The sequence below is a fragment of the Streptomyces sp. NPDC028298 genome (assembly GCF_055565895.1).
In genome coordinates this window covers 1,097,293-1,118,814 of record NZ_JBVHTL010000001.1, presented here as the reverse complement: position 1 = coordinate 1,118,814, position 21,522 = coordinate 1,097,293, and the positions used below count along the sequence as shown (strand labels likewise).

Here is a 21,522-nt window from a genome sequence, read left to right as displayed (position 1 = left end):
ACCGGCCCGTACGAGGAGACCTTGATGGCCGCCCGGCGCAGCAGCGAACCCCCAGCAGCTCCCGACCTGCCCACGCTGGGCGGCAGGCGGAGCAGCTACCGCGAGCGCGTGGCCGACGCGCTGCGCGCCGCGCTGATCGCGGGCGAGCTGCGGCCCGGCGAGGTCTACTCGGCGCCGACGCTGGCGGCCCGTTTCGGCGTCTCGGCGACGCCGGTCCGTGAGGCCATGCTCGACCTGGCCAAGGAGGGTCTGGTCGACACGGTCCCCAACAAGGGATTCCGGGTCACGGAGGTCTCCGAGAAGCAGCTCGACGAGTACACCCACATCCGCTCGCTCATCGAGATCCCCACCGTCGTACGGCTGGCCACCGCGGCCGACCCCGTCTCGCTGGAGGCGCTGCGTCCGGCCGCCCGGGAGATCGTGACGGCGGCGGCCGCCGGCGACCTCATCGCGTACGTTGAGGCGGACATCCGCTTCCACCTCGGCCTGCTGGCCCTCGCCGGCAACTCCCATCTGGTCGAGGTCGTCGGCGACCTGCGCAAGCGGTCACGGCTGTACGGGCTCGACGCCCTGGTCCGGGCCGGCCGGCTGGAGGCCTCGGCCCGGGAGCACCTGGAACTCCTGGACGCCCTCCTGGACCGCGACGAGCGCGCCGTGCACGCGGTGATGACGCGCCACCTGGGCCACGTCCGCGGTCTGTGGGCGGCGCCCTGAGGGTCCGCCGGTACGGGCGGGGGACCGCCGGGCCACAGGACCCGGAACCGCCGGTCCACCGGACCCGGAACCGCCGGTTCGCTCGACCTGAAACCGCCGGTCCACCGGACCCGGAAGCGCCGGTCCGCCGGACCTGGGACCGCCGTCCACCGGGCCTGGGACCGTCGGTCCACCGCCCCCCGGACCCCATCCGAGCGGTCAGGAACCGGCCGAAGTTCTACGCAAGCGATTTACATTTCTTGCGCTATTCTTGCGCTCATGACGCGACGACTTGCTCAGGTGGCGAAGAAGGTCGGGGTCAGCGAGGCCACGGTCAGCCGGGTGCTCAACGGCAAGCCGGGTGTCTCCGACTCCACTCGGCAGGCGGTCCTGTCCGCCCTGGACGTCCTCGGCTACGAACGGCCGACCCAGCTCCGCGGTGAACGCGCCCGGCTCGTCGGTCTCGTGCTGCCCGAGCTGCAGAACCCGATCTTCCCGGCGTTCGCCGAGGTGATCGGCGGAGCGCTCGCCCAGCTCGGGCTCACCCCGGTGCTGTGCACCCAGACCAAGGGCGGCGTCTCCGAGGCCGACTACGTGGAGCTCCTGCTCCAGCAGCAGGTCTCCGGGGTGGTGTTCGCCGGCGGTCTGTACGCGCAGGCGGACGCGCCCCACGACCACTACCGCGAACTCGCCGACCGCAACATCCCGGTGGTGCTGGTCAACGCGGCCATCGAGCACCTCGGCTTCCCCTGCGTCTCCTGCGACGACGCCGTCGCCGTCGAGCAGGCGTGGCGCCATCTCGACTCGCTCGGCCACGAGCGGATCGGACTCGTCCTCGGCCCCGGCGACCACATGCCCTCCGGGCGCAAGCTCGCGGCCGCGCGCGCCCTGGCCCCGGACCTGCCGGACGCGCACGTGGCACGGGCGATGTTCTCGCTGGAGGGCGGGCAGGCCGCGGCCACCAGGCTGCTCGACCAGGGGGTCACCGGCATCATCTGCGCCAGCGACCCGCTCGCGCTCGGCGCCGTACGGGCCGCCCGCCGCAAGGGGCTCAGCGTCCCCGGCGAGATCTCCGTCGTCGGCTACGACGACTCGGCGTTCATGAACTGCACCGAACCCCCGCTGACGACGGTCCGCCAGCCCATCGAGGCCATGGGGCGCGCCGCCGTGGAACTGCTCAACGCGCAGATCGGCGGCAGCAGCGTGACCCCCGAGGAGCTGCTGTTCGAACCGGAGCTGGTGGTGCGCGGGTCGACCGCGCAGGCGCCCCGCGGCTGACCTGCGGGGCGGGGCCCGGCCGGTGACGGCGACCGGGCCGTCGAGGCGCGCGGTGACCCGGACGTCGTGGCACGCTCCGGCCGCGTCGCCGTAGCGGGGTCGATGACTCCGGTACGCAACCACCTGCCACGTGGACCCCCAACCTCTGTCAAATAATTACAGATTCTGCGCGACATCTTGCGGACGGATGTCGTCGGTGCTTGAGTGTGCGGCGCCAGAACACGGCGGCACGCCCGCCGTGGGCCTTCCTCGCTCCAGCCCGAAGGGGTCCACCAATGAGAAGTACCGGGTTCCGCCGTAGTCTCGTCATGCTCATGGCGTCCTCCGTCGCGCTCACCGCCGCCGCGTGCGGCTCCGGCGGCGACGACGATGCGGCCAACGGAAAGACCCGCATCACCGTCAACTGCGAGCCGCCGAAGAGCGCCAAGGTCGACCGCTCGTTCTTCGACGCCGACACCAAGGCGTTCGAGAAGGCCAACCCGGGCATCGACGTCGTCATGCACGACGCGTTCCCGTGTCAGGACCCCAAGACCTTCGACGCCAAGCTGGCCGGCGGCCAGATGGAGGACGTGTTCTACACGTACTTCACCGACGCCAAGCACGTCGTCGACGTCAACCAGGCCGCCGACATCACGGACTACGTCAAGGACCTCAAGAGCTACAGCACCATCCAGCAGCAACTGCGCGACATCTACACCGTCGACGGCAAGATCTACGGCATCCCGCGCACCGGCTACTCGATGGGCCTCATCTACAACAAGGCCCTCTTCAAGAAGGCCGGTCTCGACCCCGACAAGCCCCCGGCCACCTGGGAGGAGCTGCGCGCGGACGCCAAGAAGATCGCCGCGCTCGGCAACGGCACGGTCGGCTACGCCGACTACAGCGCCCAGAACCAGGGCGGCTGGCACTTCACCGCCGAGCTCTACTCGCAGGGCGGGAACGTCGTCTCCGAGGACGGCAAGCAGGCGACCGTCGACACCGCCGAGGGCAAGGCGGTCCTGCAGAACCTGAAGGACATGCGCTGGAGCGACAACTCCATGGGCAGCAAGCAGCTCCTCGTCATCAACGACGTGCAGCAGATGATGGGCTCCGGCAAGCTCGGCATGTACCTCTCCGCGCCCGACAACATCCCGATCCTCGTCAAGGAGAAGGGCGGCAACTACAACGACCTCGGTCTGGCGCCCATGCCCGGCGGCAAGGGAACGCTCATCGGCGGCGACGGCTACATGTTCAACAAGAAGGACACCCCGGCCCAGATCAAGGCCGGCCTCAAGTGGCTCGACTCCATGTTCCTGACGCCCGGCGACGGTTTCCTCGGTGACTACGCCCGCGCCAAGCAGAACAACGCGCCCGTCGGCCTGCCCGAGCCGCGCCTGTTCACCGGTGCCGCCGACGACAAGGACCAGCAGGTCAAGAAGGCCAACGCCAACGTGCCCGTGGAGAACTACCAGGCCTTCCTCGACGGCAACCAGAGCCTGCAGATGAAGATCGAGCCCCCGCAGGCCCAGCAGATCTACTCCGTCCTCGACGCCGCCGTGTCCGCGGTCCTCACCAAGAAGGACGCCGACATCGACCAGCTCCTCAAGGACGCCTCCGGCAAGATCGACTCCATCCTGGCCCGAGGCTGACACCGTTCATGAAGACCGCATCGAAGCCCCCCGCAGTGCTCCCTCCGGCCGCCGTCGGCGCGCCGGAGGCGCCGCGGTCGGCCGGGCGCCGGACCGGGGAACCCTGGCGCCGGCGCCTGGCCGACCAGCTCCGCGCCTACGCCTTCCTGGCGGGCGGCCTGCTCTGCTTCGCCCTGTTCTCCTGGTACCCGGCGATCCGCGCCGTCGTGATCGCCTTCCAGAAGTACACACCGGGCAGCGGCGGCGAGTGGGTCGGCACCGCCAACTTCACCCGGGTCTTCCACGACCCGGAGTTCACGGCCGCCTGGCGCAACACGCTCACCTTCACCCTTCTCGCCCTGCTCATCGGCTTCGCCGTCCCCTTCGTGATGGCGCTCGTCCTCAATGAACTGCGGCACGCGAAGGCGTTCTTCCGGGTCGTGGTCTACCTGCCGGTGATGATCCCGCCGGTGGTCAGCGCCCTGCTGTGGAAGTGGTTCTACGATCCCGGAGCCGGCCTCGCCAACGAGACGCTGCGCGCGCTGCACCTGCCGACCTCGAACTGGTCCAACGGCGCCGACACCGCGCTCGTCTCCCTGGTCATCGTCGCCACCTGGGCCAACCTCGGCGGCACCGTCCTCATCTACCTCGCCGCCCTCCAGAGCATCCCCGGCGAGCTGTACGAGGCGGCCGAGCTGGACGGCGCGAGTCTGCTCCAGCGCATCCGCCACGTGACGATCCCTCAGACGCGCTTCATCATCCTGATGCTGATGCTGCTTCAGGTCATCGCCACCATGCAGGTGTTCACCGAACCCTTCGTGATCACCGGCGGCGGTCCCGAGGACAAGACCGTCACGGTGCTCTACCTCATCTACAAGTACGCCTTCCTCTACAACGACTTCGGCGGAGCCTGCGCCCTGAGCGTCATGCTGCTCGTCCTGCTCGGCGCCTTCTCCGCCCTCTATCTGCGGCTGACCCGCTCCGAAGGGGAGGACGCGTGAGCACCCGCACCCTCGTCTCTCCGCTCGCCCTGGCCCGCCCCCGCGGCAGAGCCGTCTACTGGACCGTGTTCGGCGGGGTCGTCCTGCTCTTCGCGCTGGCCTTCCTCTTCCCCGTCTACTGGATGGTGACCGGCGCGATGAAGTCGCCGGACGAGGTCACGCGCACGCCGCCCACCCTGCTGCCGGAACACTGGCACGTGAGCGGCTACACCGACGCGTGGGACCTGATGGACCTGCCCACCCATCTGTGGAACACCGTCGTCCAGGCCGCGGGCGCCTGGCTGCTCCAGCTCGTCTTCTGCACGGCCGCCGCCTACGCCCTGTCCAAACTGAAGCCGGCCTTCGGCAAGGTGATCCTCGGCGGCATCCTCGCCACCCTCATGGTCCCTGTGCAGGCCCTGGTGGTCCCCAAGTACCTGACCGTCGCCGACCTGCCCGTCCTGCACACCAGCCTGCTCAACTCCCCGCTCGGCATCTGGCTGCCCGCCGTCGCCAACGCCTTCAACCTCTATCTCCTCAAGCGCTTCTTCGACCAGATACCGCGCGACGTCCTGGAGGCCGCCGAGATCGACGGCGCCGGGAAGCTGCGCACCCTGTGGTCGATCGTGCTGCCGATGTCCCGGCCCGTCCTCGGAGTCGTGTCGATCTTCGCCCTGGTCGCCGTCTGGCAGGACTTCCTCTGGCCGCTGATGGTCTTCTCCGACACCGACAAGCAGCCGATCAGCGTGGCGCTCGTGCAGCTCTCGCAGAACATCCAGCTCACCGTGCTCATCGCCGCGATGGTGATCGCCAGCATCCCCATGGTCGTGATGTTCCTGGTGTTCCAGCGCCACATCATCGCCGGGATCAGCGCGGGCAGCACCAAGGGCTGACGCCCGCACCCGACCCCCTCGAACGAAAGGCAACGCACCGTGGGACAGCCCCGCCCTGCCCGAAATCAGTCCGCGTGGTGGCGTTCCGCCGTCATCTACCAGGTGTACGTCCGCAGCTTCGCGGACGGCGACGGCGACGGCACCGGCGACCTCGCGGGCGTCCGCGCCAGACTCCCGTACCTCGCCGAACTCGGCGTGGACGCACTGTGGTTCAACCCCTGGTACCTGTCACCGCTGGCCGACGGCGGCTACGACGTCGCCGACTACCGCACCATCGACCCCGCCTTCGGCACACTCGCCGAAGCCGAGAAACTCATCGCCGAGGCCCGCGAACTGGGCATCCGCACCCTGGTCGACATCGTGCCCAACCACGTCTCCGACCAGCACCCCTGGTTCCGCGCGGCGCTGGCCGGCGGCCCGGAGCGCGAGCTCTTCCACTTCCGCCCCGGACGCGGCGAGCACGGCGAACTCCCGCCCAACGACTGGCCCTCCCAGTTCGCGGGCTCCACCGAACCGGTGTGGACCCGGCTGCCCGACGGCGACTGGTACCTCCACCTCTTCACCCCCCAGCAGCCCGACCTCAACTGGGCGCACCCGGCCGTCCGCCGGGAGCACGAGGAGATCCTGCGCTTCTGGTTCGAGCGCGGGGTCGCGGGCGTCCGCATCGACTCGGCCGCGCTGCTGGCCAAGGACCCGGAACTGCCCGACTACGTCGAGGGCCGCGACCCGAACCCGTACGTCGACCGCGACGAGCTCCATGACATCTACCGCTCCTGGCGGACCGTCGCCGACGCCTACGACGGCATCTTCGTCGGCGAGGTGTGGCTCCCCGACTCCGAGCGCTTCGCCCGCTATCTGCGCCCCGACGAACTGCACACCGCCTTCAACTTCTCCTTCCTGTCCTGCCCCTGGGACGCCGGACGGCTGCGGACCTCCATCGACGAGACCCTCGCCGAACACGCCCCCGTCGGCGCGCCCGCCACCTGGGTGCTGTGCAACCACGACGTGACCCGCACGGTCACCCGCTACGGCCGCGCCGAGACCGGCTTCGACTTCGCGGCCAAGGCCTTCGGCACTCCCACCGACCTGGCGCTCGGCACCCGCCGGGCCCGGGCGGCGGCCCTGCTCTCGCTCGCCCTGCCCGGCTCCGTCTACCTCTACCAGGGAGAGGAACTCGCCCTGCCCGAGGTGGAGTTGCCGCTCGACAGCATCCAGGACCCGATGCACTCGCGCTCCGGCGGCACGGACCCGGGCCGCGACGGCTGCCGGGTCCCGCTGCCCTGGACGGCCGAGGAGCCGTACGCGGGATTCGGCGGCGAACCCTGGCTCCCGCAGCCCGAGGGATGGCCCGCGTACGCCGCAGACCGCCAGGCGGACGATCCCGCGTCCATGCTGAGCCTCTACCGTGCGGCGCTGCGCGTCCGCCGCACCGAACCCGGCTTCGGGGACGGCGCGTTCACGTGGCTGCCCGCACCGGAGGGTGTCCTCGCCTTCACCCGCACGGACGGACTGCTCTGCGTGGTCAACCTGGCCGACGGCCCGGTCGAACTCCCGGAGCACTCCCGGCTCCTCCTCCACAGCGGCCCGCTGGACGCCGACGGGTTCCTCCCGCCGGACACGGCCGCCTGGCTGCGCGCCTGACCGGGCCCGCACCGCACGGCACCACTCCCGCGGGTTCTCACCGATCGGACGGAGGCGCGTCCTCGACGACCGGCTCCCCGCGTTTCGCCGCCTGGATCTGCTCGTACACATGGGTCCGCAGCTCGGCGAACCGCGGGGCGACCCGGGTGCGCAACTGGTCCCGCTCCTCCGGGAGATCGACCTTCAGTTGCTCCTGCACGACGGTGGGAGAGGCCGAGAGGACCAGAACCCGCTCACCGAGATAGACGGCCTCGTCGATGTCATGGGTCACGAACAGGATGGTGATACCGCGCTGCCGCCACAGCCGGCGCACCAGATCCTCCAGATCGGCGCGGGTCTGCGCGTCGACCGCCGCGAACGGCTCGTCCATGAGCAGCACTTCGGGCTCGTACGCCAGCGCCCGCGCGATGGCGACCCGTTGCTGCATGCCGCCTGAGAGCTGCCACGGATAGGCTCGCGCGGCGTCGGCCAGGCCCACGGACTCCAGCGCGTCGTCGACCAGGGCCCGGCGCTGCCACTTGCTCAGACTCTTCTGCCGCAAGGGGAGTTCGACGTTCTCGCCGACCCTCATCCAGGGGAACAGACTGCGCCCGTACTCCTGGAACACGAACGCCATGCCCGGTGGCGGGCCCGTCACCCGCCGGCCCCCGAGCAGGACCGTGCCCGAGGTCGGCGCCAGCAGACCGCCGACGCACTTCAGCAGGGTGGTCTTGCCGCAGCCCGACGGGCCGACCAGACAGACGAGTTCACCCGCGTCGACCGTGAAGGTGAGATCGCGGACCGCCTCCACCCGGCGCCCCGACCCCTCGTAGACCTTCCGCAGGCCGGATACGACCAAAGACGCGTGCATGGACCGCCCTTTCGGATGCGCCGTCACGGGGACCGCCTGGAGGAGTCGCGCAGACCGTGGTACCAGCCGAGGACCCGGCGCTCGACCACCTGGAAGACGGCCGAGAGGAGGAAGCCGAGCAGACCGAGGACGAGGATCCCGGTCCACATGTCGGGGATCGCGAAGCCGCGCTGGAACTGCACGATGGTGAAGCCGAGTCCGTTGCTCGCCGCGAACATCTCGCTGATGACCATCAGGATGATGCCGATGGACAGCGCCTGGCGCAGGCCCGCGAAGATCCGCGGGCTCGCGGACGGCAGGACGACGGACCGGATCCGCGCGGGGCCCGTGATGCCGTAGGAGCGGGCCGTCTCGGACATCACGGGATCCACGGCGCGCACGCCCTCGATCGTGTTGAGCAGGATCGGCCACACACAGCCGCTCGCGATCACGACGATCTTCATCGTGTCCCCGATGCCGGCGAACAGCATGATGACCGGGACGAGGACGGGCGGCGGCACCGCCCGCAGGAACTCCAGCACCGGTTCGCACACGGCCCGCACCGCGCGGTACGAGCCGATGAGCGCCCCGAGGCCGATGCCCACGACGGCGGCCGAGGCGTAGCCCGCGAGCAGCCGCAGCAGGCTGGGCACCAGATCGGCGCGGAGCCGCGCGCGGGTCCAGACGTCGGGGAACGTCCGGAGGATCGTGCGCAGCGGGGGCCAGTAGACGTCGGTGCTGCCGTCCGAGGCGAGCCACCAGAGACCCACCAGGAGTGCCGGGAGCGCGACGACGAACAGCGCCCGCAGCAGGAGCCCGCCCCACGGGCCCGGCCTGATCGGTCCGGGCCGGACGCCGGTCATACCGCCACCTCCCCGCGCACCGACTGGTGCCAGGCCAGCGCGTACCGCTCCACCGACCGGGCCCCCACGTTGATCAGCAGCCCGAGCAGACCGGTGACCACGATCAGCGCGTACATCTCGGGCACCGCCTGCGAGGTCTGGGCGACCGCGATGCGGGCGCCCAGCCCCGGGGCGCCGATGACGAGTTCGGCGGTCACCGTGAGGATGAGCGCGACGGCGGCGGCGAGCCGGACCCCGGTCATGACGTACGGGAGCGCGGTCGGCCACAGGACGTGACGGACCCGGGCCCAGGTGCCGAGCCCGTACGAGCGCGCCGTCTCCTCCGCCACCGGGTCCACGTCCCGTACGCCGTACATGACCTGGACCAGGACCTGCCAGAAGGAGGCGTACACGACCAGCAGGAGCACCGACCGCAGTTCGGTGCCGTAGAGGAGGACGGCGAGCGGGATCAGGGCCACGGAGGGGATGGGGCGCAGGAACTCGATCGTCGAGGCGGTCGCCTCGCGCAGATACGGCACGACCGAGACGACCAACCCGATCACGATGCCCGCGCCGACCGCGATCGCCAGCCCCAGCGACCAGCCCGTGAGGGTGTCGCCGAGGTCCCGCCAGAAGCCGGCGTCGTCGATCTCGTCACCGAGCGCCCCCATGATCCGGCTGGTCGGCGGGAAGTACCGCTCCTTGACGATGCCGAGCCGCGGCACCGCCTCGCCGAGGGCGAGGAAGGCCGCGAGTCCGGCGGCGCCCAGCCCGGCGTTCGCGAACCGTCCGGTGGTGCCGTCGCCACGCGCTCGCGTCCGTGTCACGGCAGCAGCTTGTCCAGATCGGGTGCCGTCTTGAACAGCCCGTCCTGCTCGCCCAGCTTCTCCAGTGCCTCGATCGAGGCCCGGTTCTCCTCGGCCGGCCACTTGGGCAGGGTCACCTTGGCCAGTACGTCCGCCGGGATCTTCGTGTACGTCGTGACGATCTGCCGGACCTCGTCCGGGTGCGCGTCGGCGTAGGCCAGGGACTCCGCGGTGGCCTCCTGGAAGTCCTTGACCACGTCGGGGTGTTGCTGCGCGTACTGGTTCGAGGTGAAGTACATGGCGACGGTGAGGTCCTTCGCCACGTCGACCAGGGAGGAGGCGATCTCGGATGCGCCCTGGTTCTTGACGGTGGCGAGCGCGGGCTCGACCACCATCGCGGCGTCGATCTGACCGCTGTCGAGGGCCGCGGGCATCTGGTCGAAGGCGAGCTCGACGAACTTCACCTTGGAGGGATCGCCGCCGGCCTTGCGCACCGACTCGCGTACGGCCGTCTCGTTGATGTTCTTCAGCGTGTTGACGGCGACCTTCTTGCCCTCCAGGTCCTTCGCCGACGCGATGGAGCTGCCCTTCTTGACCGTGATGGCGCCGAAGTCCGCGCCCGCGACGCCGGTCGAGGCGACGCCGTTCGCGATGGCCTTCACGGGAACGTTGTTGGACTGCGCGATCATCAGCGAGGTCATGTTGGAGAACCCGAACTGGAACTGGCCCGACACGACACCCGGGACGATCGCCGCGCCGCCCTGCGCGGTCGTCATCGACAGGGTCAGGCCGTGCTTCTTGTAGAAGCCCTTCTTCTGGCCCAGGTAGACCGGGGCGACATCGACGATGGGGATGACCCCCAGCTTGACCGTGGTGGTGCCGCCGGACGAAGCGTTCTTGTCCGAGGCGCCACCGCCGTCGGACGAGCCGCAGGCCGACGCGGCGGCCAGCAGGGTTGCGGCCGCGATCCCGGCGAGCAGACGACGCATGGCTCCTCCTGTGCAGACGAGAGTGTTCCGACAGGGCGTGCGCACACCGCACAATGGTGCTCAGCGCGAAGGTAGAACCCCGTCCGTGCCGGGTCAATGGCCTTGGCTGACAATATTGTTGACAGTTATCGAAGTGTGCTCCCGTCCCGGACGAGAGCACTCCGTGTGTCCCCCTGGAGGCGACGATGCCTGCAGCAGACCGAGCGCCGCATTTCGTCCGGTCCTTCGAACGCGGACTCGCCGTCATCCGCGTCTTCGGTGCCGAACGGCCGGAGCTGACACTCAGTGAGGTCGCACGCGGCTGCGACCTGACCCGCGCGGCGGCCCGCCGCTTCCTGCTCACCCTGGTCGACCTCGGATACGTGCACACGGACGGCCGCGTCTTCCGGCTCACCCCGCGTGTGCTCGAACTCGGCTACGCCTATCTCTCCGGCTTCACCCTCCCGGAGATCGCCGAACCCCATCTGAAGCAACTCGCCGAACAGGTGGGGGAGTCGAGCTCGCTCTGCGTCCTCGACGGCGACGACATCGTGTACGTGGCGCGGGTCCCCACCCGGCGCATCATGACGGCGGCGATCACCGTCGGCACCCGCTTCCCGGCCCACGCCACCTCCGTGGGCCGGGTGATCCTCGCGCACCTCACGGACGACGAGATCGGCACCCGGCTGGAGCGGGCCGATCTGCGCCCCCTGACCGGGCGGACGATCGTCGCGCCGGACCTGCTGAGGGCGGAACTGGCCCGCGTGCGGCGCCAGGGATACGCCATCGTCGACCAGGAGCTGGAGGAGGGACTGCGCTCGGTCGCCGCCCCGGTGCGCGACCGGGACGGCGCCGTCGTGGCGGCCGCGAACATCCCCGTGCACGCCAGCCGCAACAGCCTCGAATCCGTGCGCCGCGACCTGCTGCCGCCGCTGCTGGAGACGGTCGCGCGGATCGAGCGGGACCTGGCGGTCACAGATCCAGGACGAGCCGTCCCCCCAGGCAGCGGGACACGCAGATGAGCATGGTCCCGCCGGCCTCCCGCTCCTCGTCCGTGAGCACCGAGTCCCGGTGGTCCGGGGTCCCTTCGAGCACCTCCGTCTCGCACGTCCCGCACGTGCCCTCGGCGCAGGAGTAGAGGACCTCGACACCGGCGGCGCGCACGGTGTCGAGGACGGAGACACCAGGGGCGACGGTGACCGTTCGCCCCGACCGCTCCAGGACGACCTCGAACTCCGCACCTCCACCGGACTGCTGGTCCTTCGGCCGGAACCGTTCGGCGCGCAGGGAGGCCTCCGGGCAGCGCTCCTCCATCGCGTCGAGCAGCGGTCCGGGGCCGCAGCAGTAGACGAGGGTGTCCGCGCGGAGCCCGGCGAGCGCGGAGGGCAGGTCGAGCATGCCGGTCTCGTCCTGGGGGGCGAGGGTGACCCGGTCCCCGTACCGCCGCAACTCCCGGGTGAACGCCATCGAGCCGCGGGTCCGTCCGCCGTACAGCAGGGTCCACTCGGCGCCCGCCGCCTCGGCCGCGGCGAGCATCGGCAGGATCGGGGTGATGCCGACGCCGCCCGCGACGAAGCGGTAGCGCGGAGCGGGCACGAGCGGGAAGTGATTGCGCGGGCCCCGGACCCGGACCGTGTCGCCCTCGCCCAGCCGTTCGTGCACGTGGGCCGATCCGCCGCGCCCGTCCGGCTCGCGCAGCACCGCGATCCGCCAGGTCCCGCGGTCCGCCGGATCACCGCACAGCGAGTACTGCCGCTCGAGTCCCGGCCCGAGCAGGACGTCGATGTGGGCGCCCGGTTCCCAGGGCGGGAGGTCGGCACCGAGCGGATGCCGCAGGCTCAGGGCGACCACGCCGTCGGCGGCGAACTCCCTTCGCCCGACGATCAGTTCGGCCTCGTACGTCTCCTCGCCGGCCGAACCGGTCACCGCACCCTCTCCACCGGCTTGTCGCCCTCCTCGACCATCCGGGCCAGGATGCGCCGGGCCGCGAGGCCTCCGGCGTCGATGCCGATGCTCAGCTCCTGGTAGCCGGCGGGCTCGGCGGCGAGGGTCCGCTGGAGGATGCCGAGCGCGTCGACGTCCTGCATGACGACGGTGTGGTTCAGGTCCCGCATGAAGGCGCTGACGTCGTCGTCCGAGCGGGCGAAGTCGCGCGAGACGGCCCAGAAGTCGTACACCCGGCCGGCGCGGGAGGGGGTGATGGCGTACGTGATCTCGGTGTGGAAGGCGTCCGGGTCGCTGCCGTCCGCCTCGGGCAGGACACCGACCGGGGCGATCCTGCTGTGCAGCAGATAGAGGCACGGCGCGTGGTACTCGATGTCCTGCCAGCGGGTGATGCGGCCCTCGACGCCGGTCGAGCGCGCGTAGAAGGGCGGACACGCGGCGTCGTCCATGCGCCGGGAGACGCGCACGATCCCGGCGTCCTCGTCCACCTCGGTGACGATCGGCGTCTCGGCCACCTCGGGCGTGCCGATGTACCCGCCGTGCAGATAGGTCTCGTGCGAGAGGTCGAGGAGGTTGTCGACGAGGAGCCCGTAGTCCGCGTCGACGGGTTCCATGCCGCTGACCGTCGTCCAGCGGGGCGAGTCCATGTGCGGGGCGCGCGGGACGGAGTCCGGGTCGGCGAGCGCGGGGTCGCCGATCCAGACCCAGACGAACAGGTCCTGCTCGACGACCGGGTAGGAGGCGACGCGGGCGGTGCGCGGTATCCGCTTCTGCCCCGGCACGTACACGCACGCGCCGGTCGGGTCGTAGGTGAACCCGTGGTAGCCGCAGACGACTCGGTCGCCGTCGAGGCGGCTCTCCGAGAGCGGGAAACGCCGGTGCACGCACCGGTCGGACAACGCGACGGCCCTCCCGTCCCCCTCGGTCCGGTAGAGCACGAGCGGCTCACCGAGGACGGTCCGCCCGACGAGCTCACGCCCGATCTCGTAAGTGAAGGCGACGACGTACCACTGATTCCTGGCGAAGGCGGTGATGTGCGGCATGGCGTTCCCGTCCCTGAGAGCGGGGCACCGTCGCCCCGCGTGCCGTGGTCGTACCCAGCGTCGTGAGGTCCGCGGAGGGCGGGCAAGGCGGCTTCCGCCAGGCGGAAGCCGCGCCGGACGTGTTCGCCGCCGGGGGCCGGAGCGGCACGGGCCGAGCGGGTCCGCTCGGCTGTCCGGACCGGTCGGCTCTCCGGATCGGCCGTCCCGATCGGTCCGTTGGCCGGATCGGTTCGTTTGGCGTACCGCCGAGCTTCACGCAGGGGACAGAGGGCCCTTTCCTGACGTTCGGTGCGCTTGGAAAACTCCTTTCGCGCACGTTCCATCAACCTCCGGCCAACGGGCCCGTCAGGACAAGAGGTCACCCAGTCATGCCTCAAGTGAATCGGCGCCGTTTCTTCCAGATCGCGGGCGGGACGGCGGCGTTGACCGCGCTGGCCGGCAGCGTCCAGCGTGCCGCGGCCGTGCCGGCGCATCGCCGGTCGGGCTCGATCCAGGATGTGGAGCACATCGTCGTCCTGATGCAGGAAAACCGTTCGTTCGACCACTACTTCGGCTCGATGCGAGGCGTCCGCGGCTTCGGCGACCCCCGTCCGGCGTCGCCCGCCGGCACCAAGCCGGTCTGGTACCAGTCGGACGGCACCAAGGACGTGCTCCCCTTCCGTCCGGAGATGGACGACCTCGGGCTCGCGTTCATCAAGGACCTCCCGCACGGCTGGAGCGACGGGCACGCCGCGTTCAACAAGGGCAGGTACGACAAGTGGGTGCCCGCCAAGTCGGCCACGACCATGGCGTATCTGACGCGGGACGACATCCCGTTCCACTACGCGCTGGCCGACGCCTTCACCGTCTGCGACGCCTACCACTGCTCGTTCATCGGCTCGACGGACCCCAACCGCTACTACATGTGGACGGGTTACACCGGCAACGACGGCAAGGGCGGCGGCCCGGTCCTCGGCAACGACGAGGCCGGGTACGGCTGGACGACGTACCCGGAGCGGCTGGAGGCGGCCGGGATCTCCTGGAAGGTGTACCAGGACGTCGGCGACGGACTGGACGCGAACGGCTCCTGGGGCTGGATAGCCGACGCCTACCGGGGCAACTACGGCGACAACTCGCTGCTGTACTTCAACCAGTACCGCAACGCCCAGCCGGGCGACCCGCTGTACGAGAAGGCCCGTACCGGCACGGACGCCCGCAAGGGCGAGGGCTTCTTCGACCGGCTCCGGGCCGACGTGCAGGGCGGCACGCTGCCGCAGGTCTCCTGGATCGCGGCCCCCGAGGCGTTCACCGAACACCCCAACTGGCCCGCGAACTACGGCGCCTGGTACATCTCCCAGGTGCTGGACGCGCTCACCTCCGACCCCGAGGTGTGGAGCAGGACGGCGCTGTTCGTCACGTACGACGAGAACGACGGCTTCTTCGACCACCTGGTACCGCCCTTCCCGCCGCAGTCCGCGGCCCAGGGCAAGTCCACGGTCGACGTCGGCCCGGACCTGTACGCGGGCGACGTGAGCCACGCGGCCGGACCCTACGGACTGGGCCAGCGGGTGCCGATGCTGGTCGTCTCGCCCTGGAGCAAGGGCGGCTACGTCTGCTCCGAGACGCTCGACCACACCTCGATCATCCGGTTCATGGAAGCCCGGTTCGGGGTGCGCGAGCCCAACATCTCGCCGTGGCGGCGCGCGGTCTGCGGTGACCTGACGGCCGCCTTCGACTTCACCCACGAGGACACCGCCCCGGTCACCCTGCCCTCCACCGACGGCTACCGGCCGCCGGACGGCGACCGCCACCCCGACTACGTGCCGACCCCGCCCGCGAACCCCGCGCTGCCCCGGCAGGAGCGCGGCTCACGCCCGACCCGCCCGCTCAAGTACGCGCTGCTCGTGGACGGTTCGGCCGACACCGCGGCCGGAAAGTTCACGCTGACCTTCGGGGCGGGCGCCAAGGCCGGCGCGGCCTTCCTCGTCACCTCCGGCAACCGCACGGACGGCCCCTGGACCTACACCGCCGCCGCGGGCAAGACCGTCTCGGACACCTGGAACTCGGCCTACTCGGGCGGCTCGTACGACCTCACCGTGCACGGTCCGAACGGATTCCTGCGCACCTTCAAGGGGGCCAACAGGACCGCGGGGCCCGAGATCACGGCCCGGCACACGGGCTGCGACGTGGAGCTCACCTTCGTCAACAAGGGCTCCGCCACGGCGACGCTCAGGCTCACGAACGGCTACGGCGGAGCGGCGCGGGTCTTCCGGGTCGGGGCGGGCGCGACCGTCAAGCACACGGTGGATCTGGCAGCGAGCAAGTGCTGGTACGACCTCAGCGTCGTCGTCGACGGGCAGACGGGCTTCCTGAGGCGATTCGCCGGACATGTCGAGAATGGCCGTCCCGGCGTGAGCGACCCCGCTCTCATCACGGTCTGATGGGTCCACAACCGACCGTTGTCTTCCGGCCATGTCACGGTAGGGTGCCCCGGTGACGACGCATTCGAACACTCCTGCAGGCTGGTACCCGGACCCGAACGGGAAGCCCCAGACACAGCGTTACTGGGACGGCTCGCAGTGGACCGACCAGGAGGCCCCGGCCGGAACGCAGGTGCCGCACCAGGGCACCCCGCCCCAGCAGGCCTTCCCCCAGCAGGCCACCTCCGCCGATCCGCGGGTCCAGCGCCAGGTGCAGCAGCAGGCCGGCGTGGCCCCGAGCGGTGTCGGCGGCGGCACGCTGTTCACCGAGCCGGTCCTGGTGGTGAACCAGAAGGCCAAGCTGATCGAGCTGACCAACGAGTACAAGGTCATGGACCAGCAGGGCAACGCCCTCGGTTCGGTCACCGAGGTCGGCCAGGGCATCTTCCGGAAGATCCTGCGGTTCGTCTCCAGCCTCGACCAGTTCCTCACCCACCGGCTGGAGATCCGCGACGCCCACGGTCAGCCGCAGTTGCTGCTGACCCGCCCGGCGAAGATATTCAAGTCCCGCGTGATCGTGACCCGTCCGGACGGCTCGGCCGTGGGTGAGATCGTCCAGAAGAACATGATCGGCAAGATCAACTTCGCGATGAACGTGGACGGCCGGCAGGTCGGCGCGATCAAGGCGGAGAACTGGCGCGCCTGGAACTTCTCGATCGTCGACGAGTCGGAGAACGAGGTGGCCCGGATCACGAAGACCTGGGAAGGCCTCGCCAAGACGATGTTCACGACGGCGGACAACTACGTCCTGCAGATCCACTTCCAGCTCCCGGAGCCGCTGCTGAGCCTCGTCGTCGCGACGGCGCTGACCGTCGACACGGCGCTCAAGCAGGACTCCCGCGGACTGGGCTGACGGGCACGGAACGACGGAAGGGCGGCCGCGGATCTCTCCGCGGCCGCCCTTCCGTCATGTGCCGTCCGTCTCCTACAGGGGCGTGAGATGACCCCGGCCGGTCTGCCGGGGCATCAACGAGGGTTCGTACGCCGCCCCGTTCGGCCCCAGCGCCAGCACCGCGGCGACCGGGTGCTCGTCGTCCGCCATGCCCTCCAGGTGGGTGGGCGCCGCCGGTGCCGCCGCGGGCTCGGGCGTCGAACGGGACAGTGTCACCACGCCCCACGCGGCGACCGACGCTCCCGCGAGCGCGAGCAACAGGCCCGCCGCGCCGCCCTGGAGGCGTTCGCCGAGCAGGGACAGTCCGATCGCCGCCGCGGCCAGCGGGTTGGCGAGCGTCACGACGGCAAGCGGCGCGCCGAGCCCGCCCTGATAGGCGGTCTGCGACAACAGCAGCCCGCCCGCCGCGAAGGCCGCCACGAGCAGGGCCACCACGACGACCTGCGCGCTGAACGGCGAGTCCGAACGGTCCGTCGCGGCGACCGTCACGGTCTGGGTGAGGGCCGAGGCCACGCCCGAGGCGAATCCGGAGGCCGTCGCGTGCCGCAGTCCCGGCCGGGCACCGCGCGCCAGGACGCCGATCACCGCGGCGGTCGTGCCCGCGACGGCGAGCGCCTGCGGCAGGCTCAGCACCTCGTCCGGGGCGGTCCCGGACGCCGTGACGAGCAGCGCGGCCAGTCCGGTCAGCGTGAGCGCCGTACCGCGCCACTCGACCGCGCTCACCCGCCGCCCGGCGAGCCGCGCCCCCAGCGGCACGGCGGCCACGAGGGTGAGCGCCCCGAGCGGCTGGACCAGGGTCAGGGTGCCGTACTTGAGGGCGGCCACGTGCAGCAGGGCGGCCGAGGCGTTCAGTGTCACCGACCACCACCAGGCACCCTGGGCCAGCAGGCGCAGCGTGCCCGTGTCCGAGCCGGCCGACCGGGCGGCGAGCCGCTCCTGGGCGACGGCCGCGGAGGCGTAGGCGACGGAGGAGAACAGGGAAAGGACCACCGCGGCGAGCGTCGGGTTCATCGCCCCGCTCCCACGAGTTCGGGCAGATCGCGTACGGGCGTCCCGGCGGCCCCGTCGACCGCGTGCCGCCCCGCGGTCGTCGCCGTCCGCCGCGGCGGGGGGACCACGGCGAGGGCGACGCAGACCAGGGCGGTCGCGACGATCGCGTCCAGCCAGTAGTGGTTGGCGGTGCCGACGATCACCAGCAGGGTGAGCAGGGGGTGCAGCAGCCACAGCACGCGCAGCCGCGACCGGGTCGCGGTGATCAGGCCGATCGCGACCATCAGCGCCCAGCCGAAGTGCAGCGACGGCATCGCGGCGAACTGGTTCGCCAGGGCGTCGGCGGCCGGGTGGGCGCCGTACACGGTGGGCCCGTACACCTGGCCGGTGTCGACGAGGCCGGTCCCGGCGAGCAGGCGCGGCGGTGCGAGCGGGAACACCAGGTGCCCGACCAGGGCGGCGGCGGTGACCAGGGCGAGGATCCTGCGGGCCCACACGTAGTGCGCGGGGCGCCGCAGGTACATCCAGACCAGGAAGGCGACCGTGGCCGGAAAGTGGACGGTCGCGTAGTAGGTGTTCGCGAGGTGCACGAGCGAGTCGCTGTGCAGCAGCGCGCCCTGCACGGCGCCCTCGCCCGGCAGGTGCAGGGTCCGCTCCCAGCCCCAGACGCGGTGCGCGTCGGCGAAGGCCTCGTCCGTGCGTCCGGTGGCCAGCAGGCGGCCGGCCTTGTAGACGACGAAGAGCCCGACGACGAGCAGCAGTTCCCGCAGCAGCGGCGGGCGCGCCGCGGTGTCGTCCGGGCGTACGGCGGTGGCGTCCGGGCGCGCGGCGTCGGCGCGCGTGGCCGAGTGCGGGCGCGGACGCGCGGAGGCGGCCGCGTCGTGCGACGCGGCCGCGGGCGGTGCCGCTTCGGGCGGCTCCGTTCGTGAAGCGGATCCGGATGCCGGATCCGCAGGCTCGGTTCGGGAAAACATCCCCCGGCCCCCTTGCTGACGGTCTGAAGTCGTGCGTGCGCGGTGAGCCCAGGACAGGATCCACTCGGGCTTCCCGGTGGGGGAGAGGAGTGGATCCTGTCCGAGGCTCATCGATACGGCAGTGTACCGATACGACACGGTACCGATACGCGAGTGTACCGATACGGATGCGTACCGGTACCCTCGCGTATCGATTACACTGAACGCAAGACCGCACCGGTCTATGCCGGATCGAGCGAGGAGAAGCGCCATGACGTCGCAGGCCGCGGACGGACCGGAGACGGTCGTCGCCTCGCGCCGCTCCAAGATCACGCCCGAGCGTGAGCAGGAGTTCTTCGACGCCGTGCTCGAACAGATCCGGGAGTGCGGGTACGAGGCGCTCACGATGGAGGGCGTCGCCGCCAGCACGCGGTGCAGCAAGTCCACGCTCTACCGGCAGTGGAAGACGAAGCCCCAGTTCGTGGCCGCCGCTCTGCGCAACAACCGCTGCCCGCGGTTCACGGGGATCGACACCGGCTCGCTCGCCGGTGACCTGCGCGCGGCGGCCGCGGCCGCGGGCGAATGGTCGGCCCGGGACAGCACGCAGCTCCTGCAGGGCCTCGGCAACGCCGTCATGCAGGACAAGGAGCTTCAGCAGGCGTTGCGCGACGCGCTCGTCGAGCCCGAGGTGGCCGAGCTGCGGCAGATGATCAACCGCGGTGTCGAACGGGGCGAGGTCGACGCCGGGCACCCGGCGCTGGAGTTCATCCCGGCCCAGATGCTCGGGGTTCTGAGGGTGCGCCCCCTGCTGGACGGGCAGTACGCGGACGCGGCGTATCTCACACAATTCGTGGAGGCCGTCGTCCTGCCGACGCTCGGTCTCACCTGAGTCTCAGGCCGCTGTCCGTGGGATGACCGGACGTCGGCCTGTTCCGCGCCGCACCGTGGGGACGGGGGCGGCGCGCACCCCCCGGCCGGGTGGGGTTCCCCTTGAGCGGAGGGGCGCTCCACCCGGCCGATCCACGTCCACGGCGACACCCCGCCGGTCCGTGTCCACGGCGACACCCGGCCGGTCCGTGTCCACGGCGACACCCGGCCGGTCCGTGTCCACAGCGACACCCGGCCGATCCATGCCCACGGTGTCCCGGCGACGGGACCGAGGCGGGCCGTTATGGGTGGAATCAGACGTTCTGGCCGTTCCCGCCGGTTCCGGCCGCCACCTTGATGCCCTTCGTGATGGTGTCGATGATCGACTGCTGCGGCGCCTTGGAGCTGATGTCGACACCGAAGCGGACGACGACCAGCGAGCCGGGGTCGGCCGGGGACGGGAACACGAGCGACTCGACGTACCCGTCGTCACCCTTGCTCGTCACGACCTTCCAGCGCACCAGATAGCCCTTCTCTCCGGCCACCGTGACGGCCTTCGAGGCGAGCTCCGTGTGCGAGGTGATCGAGCCGTAGCCCTTGCCGTACGACTCGGTGGCGTTCTTGGAGATGTCCTCCTTGGCCGCCGCCTCCGCCGTCCTGGACTTCAGCTTCTGCGCCGTCGCCGGGGCCGAGTAGGCGCCACCGCGCTGGCAGTTCTGCGAGGTGTCGCCCGGGCACTTGTAGGTGTCCTTGGTGGAGACCGCGGCCGTGCCCGCACCGCTCTGGCCGGTCCAGCCGTCCGGCACCGGGATGCTGATGCCGTTGTAGACGTCCGTGGCGAAGCCGGGGTCGCTCTGCGGTCCGCCCGACCCGCCGGGCGCCGGGGTCTGCCCGCCGGAACCGCCCGAGCCGCCGGGGTCACCGGGGCCCCCTCGGCCGTCCGAGCCGCCGGAGCCGCCGGAGCCACCGGGCGCCCCGCTCGGACCGCCCTCCTGGCCGCCGCCCGGTCCCCACGGCCCGCCCTGGCCGTTCTGTCCGCCCGAGCCGGGCGAGGCGGCGCTGCCGCCGCGTCCGTCGCTGGTCAGCGCGTACACGCCGCCGCCGATACCGGCGAGGACGGCGACCGCCGCCGCGACGGCTATGCCCGTGCGCAGCCGGCGCCGCGGGCCGTCGGGGGCGTACGACGGATACGGCGCGGCCCCCGCCGGGTACGCCGGGGGACCCCATGCCGCCGCCGACCCGACGGGGCGGACCTGGTCCGTCCATGCCTTACCGTCCCACCAGCGCTCGGTGGCGGGAGCGTCATCTGTCTGCCCGGGGTCGGGATACCAGCCGGGGGGAGTCACCTGCGTCATGGGCCCACCGTATGAGTCCAGGGTGAAAGGCGGATGAGAGGGTTCCCCGAAGCCCCTCGGGAGCTGACGCGGCCATGCCGAAAGATCCTTCGGACGGATGAAGAACGCCTGTACCAGGAGCGCGCCCGGCCGGCACCGCGCCCGGGCCGGGCGCCGCCCTCGGGGGCGCGGGGCGCGAGAGCCCGGGGCGCCGGACGCGAAGGGCTCGGCCGGACGTCCGGGCGCACCCGCGGGCACGGCTCCGCGAGGCCGCGGAAGCGGAGGGCGTGCAGGTCACGGTCGCGCGCGGGGGCGCCTGTGCCGGTCCCTCCGCGAGGGCGCGGCGTCCTTCGGAACGCGCCCCCGCGGTGGTGTGCCGAGGAGGAAAATTACCTTCATTTTCCCGTTGATTGACTGTCCGTCACTTCCCTTCAGGACTAGGGCGGGTGCGGCGGCGTCGCTTCCGTGAGTCCGCCGTCACCCGTCTCGGCAACTGGTGCCGG

Annotated in this window: 19 protein-coding genes; 10 read left to right on the top strand and 9 right to left on the bottom strand. The window is 71.1% G+C overall.

Features of this window, described 5'->3' with window-relative positions:
- Positions 1-24: 24 nt before the first annotated feature.
- From ACZ4TO_RS05020 to ACZ4TO_RS04995, 6 genes are all read left to right on the top strand, one after another.
- On the top strand, positions 25-714 hold the full coding sequence (locus ACZ4TO_RS05020) for a GntR family transcriptional regulator (RefSeq protein WP_468023446.1): 690 nt from the start codon (positions 25-27) through the stop codon (positions 712-714).
- 258 nt (positions 715-972) lie between these two features.
- Complete coding sequence (locus ACZ4TO_RS05015; RefSeq protein ID WP_382796111.1) at positions 973-1,971, top strand: LacI family DNA-binding transcriptional regulator; 999 nt, start codon at positions 973-975, stop codon at positions 1,969-1,971.
- A 275-nt stretch (positions 1,972-2,246) separates the two neighbouring features.
- Positions 2,247-3,599 (top strand): ABC transporter substrate-binding protein, encoded by a 1,353-nt coding sequence (locus ACZ4TO_RS05010; RefSeq protein ID WP_468023445.1) that lies wholly within the window; start codon positions 2,247-2,249, stop codon positions 3,597-3,599.
- Between the two features lie 8 nt (positions 3,600-3,607).
- A complete protein-coding gene (locus ACZ4TO_RS05005) occupies positions 3,608-4,579 on the top strand; it encodes a carbohydrate ABC transporter permease (RefSeq protein ID WP_468023444.1) in 972 nt (323 codons plus the stop codon).
- Positions 4,576-5,451 (top strand): carbohydrate ABC transporter permease, encoded by an 876-nt coding sequence (locus ACZ4TO_RS05000; protein ID WP_382796116.1) that lies wholly within the window; start codon positions 4,576-4,578, stop codon positions 5,449-5,451. The genes ACZ4TO_RS05005 and ACZ4TO_RS05000 overlap by 4 nt, the downstream gene beginning before the upstream one ends.
- 39 nt (positions 5,452-5,490) lie before the next feature.
- The gene (locus ACZ4TO_RS04995) at positions 5,491-7,092 is read left to right on the top strand and encodes a glycoside hydrolase family 13 protein (protein WP_382796117.1); all 1,602 of its coding nucleotides are present in this window, start codon (positions 5,491-5,493) and stop codon (positions 7,090-7,092) included.
- 37 nt (positions 7,093-7,129) lie between these two features.
- On the opposite strand, the gene ACZ4TO_RS04990 is transcribed toward ACZ4TO_RS04995, so the two are convergent.
- The 4 genes from ACZ4TO_RS04990 to ACZ4TO_RS04975 are packed head-to-tail and all read right to left on the bottom strand — an operon-like array spanning position 7,130 to position 10,558.
- A complete protein-coding gene (locus tag ACZ4TO_RS04990; RefSeq protein WP_385045738.1) occupies positions 7,130-7,942 on the bottom strand; it encodes an ABC transporter ATP-binding protein in 813 nt (270 codons plus the stop codon).
- 23 nt (positions 7,943-7,965) lie between these two features.
- Positions 7,966-8,784, bottom strand: a complete 819-nt coding sequence (locus ACZ4TO_RS04985; protein ID WP_468023443.1) for an ABC transporter permease — start codon at positions 8,782-8,784, stop codon at positions 7,966-7,968.
- Positions 8,781-9,590 (bottom strand): ABC transporter permease, encoded by an 810-nt coding sequence (locus ACZ4TO_RS04980; protein WP_468023442.1) that lies wholly within the window; start codon positions 9,588-9,590, stop codon positions 8,781-8,783. Before ACZ4TO_RS04980 ends, ACZ4TO_RS04985 begins: the two co-directional genes overlap by 4 nt.
- Entirely contained in the window at positions 9,587-10,558 is a 972-nt protein-coding gene (locus ACZ4TO_RS04975; RefSeq protein ID WP_468023441.1) for an ABC transporter substrate-binding protein, read from the bottom strand. Before ACZ4TO_RS04975 ends, ACZ4TO_RS04980 begins: the two co-directional genes overlap by 4 nt.
- A gap of 185 nt (positions 10,559-10,743) precedes the next feature.
- Here ACZ4TO_RS04975 and ACZ4TO_RS04970 point away from each other — a divergent pair, with 185 nt between their 5' ends.
- Positions 10,744-11,559, top strand: coding sequence for an IclR family transcriptional regulator domain-containing protein (locus ACZ4TO_RS04970; protein WP_468023440.1), 816 nt, complete (start codon positions 10,744-10,746; stop codon positions 11,557-11,559).
- On the opposite strand, the gene ACZ4TO_RS04965 is transcribed toward ACZ4TO_RS04970, so the two are convergent.
- Together ACZ4TO_RS04965 and ACZ4TO_RS04960 are read right to left on the bottom strand one after the other, a co-directional pair.
- Positions 11,510-12,463: a PDR/VanB family oxidoreductase gene (locus ACZ4TO_RS04965; protein ID WP_468023439.1), complete on the bottom strand. Its 954-nt coding sequence runs from the start codon at positions 12,461-12,463 to the stop codon at positions 11,510-11,512. The genes ACZ4TO_RS04970 and ACZ4TO_RS04965 overlap by 50 nt on opposite strands.
- On the bottom strand, positions 12,460-13,524 hold the full coding sequence (locus tag ACZ4TO_RS04960) for an aromatic ring-hydroxylating dioxygenase subunit alpha (protein WP_468023438.1): 1,065 nt from the start codon (positions 13,522-13,524) through the stop codon (positions 12,460-12,462). Before ACZ4TO_RS04960 ends, ACZ4TO_RS04965 begins: the two co-directional genes overlap by 4 nt.
- Positions 13,525-13,892: 368 nt before the next feature.
- Between ACZ4TO_RS04960 and ACZ4TO_RS04955 the strand changes: the two genes are divergently transcribed.
- Both ACZ4TO_RS04955 and ACZ4TO_RS04950 read left to right on the top strand, forming a co-directional pair.
- Positions 13,893-15,944: a phosphocholine-specific phospholipase C gene (locus tag ACZ4TO_RS04955; protein ID WP_382796129.1), complete on the top strand. Its 2,052-nt coding sequence runs from the start codon at positions 13,893-13,895 to the stop codon at positions 15,942-15,944.
- A gap of 52 nt (positions 15,945-15,996) precedes the next feature.
- Positions 15,997-16,836, top strand: coding sequence for an LURP-one-related family protein (locus tag ACZ4TO_RS04950; protein WP_382796131.1), 840 nt, complete (start codon positions 15,997-15,999; stop codon positions 16,834-16,836).
- Between the two features lie 72 nt (positions 16,837-16,908).
- On the opposite strand, the gene ACZ4TO_RS04945 is transcribed toward ACZ4TO_RS04950, so the two are convergent.
- Positions 16,909-17,886: a DMT family transporter gene (locus tag ACZ4TO_RS04945; protein WP_468023437.1), complete on the bottom strand. Its 978-nt coding sequence runs from the start codon at positions 17,884-17,886 to the stop codon at positions 16,909-16,911.
- The gene (locus ACZ4TO_RS04940; RefSeq protein ID WP_468023436.1) at positions 17,883-18,839 is read right to left on the bottom strand and encodes a phosphatase PAP2 family protein; all 957 of its coding nucleotides are present in this window, start codon (positions 18,837-18,839) and stop codon (positions 17,883-17,885) included. Before ACZ4TO_RS04940 ends, ACZ4TO_RS04945 begins: the two co-directional genes overlap by 4 nt.
- Positions 18,840-19,089: 250 nt before the next feature.
- On the opposite strand from ACZ4TO_RS04940, the gene ACZ4TO_RS04935 reads away from it, so the two are divergent.
- Complete coding sequence (locus ACZ4TO_RS04935; RefSeq protein WP_382796137.1) at positions 19,090-19,707, top strand: TetR/AcrR family transcriptional regulator; 618 nt, start codon at positions 19,090-19,092, stop codon at positions 19,705-19,707.
- A gap of 292 nt (positions 19,708-19,999) precedes the next feature.
- Here ACZ4TO_RS04935 and ACZ4TO_RS04930 read toward each other — a convergent pair whose 3' ends face one another.
- Positions 20,000-21,040 (bottom strand): DUF2510 domain-containing protein, encoded by a 1,041-nt coding sequence (locus tag ACZ4TO_RS04930; protein ID WP_468023435.1) that lies wholly within the window; start codon positions 21,038-21,040, stop codon positions 20,000-20,002.
- Positions 21,041-21,522 lie beyond the last annotated feature (482 nt).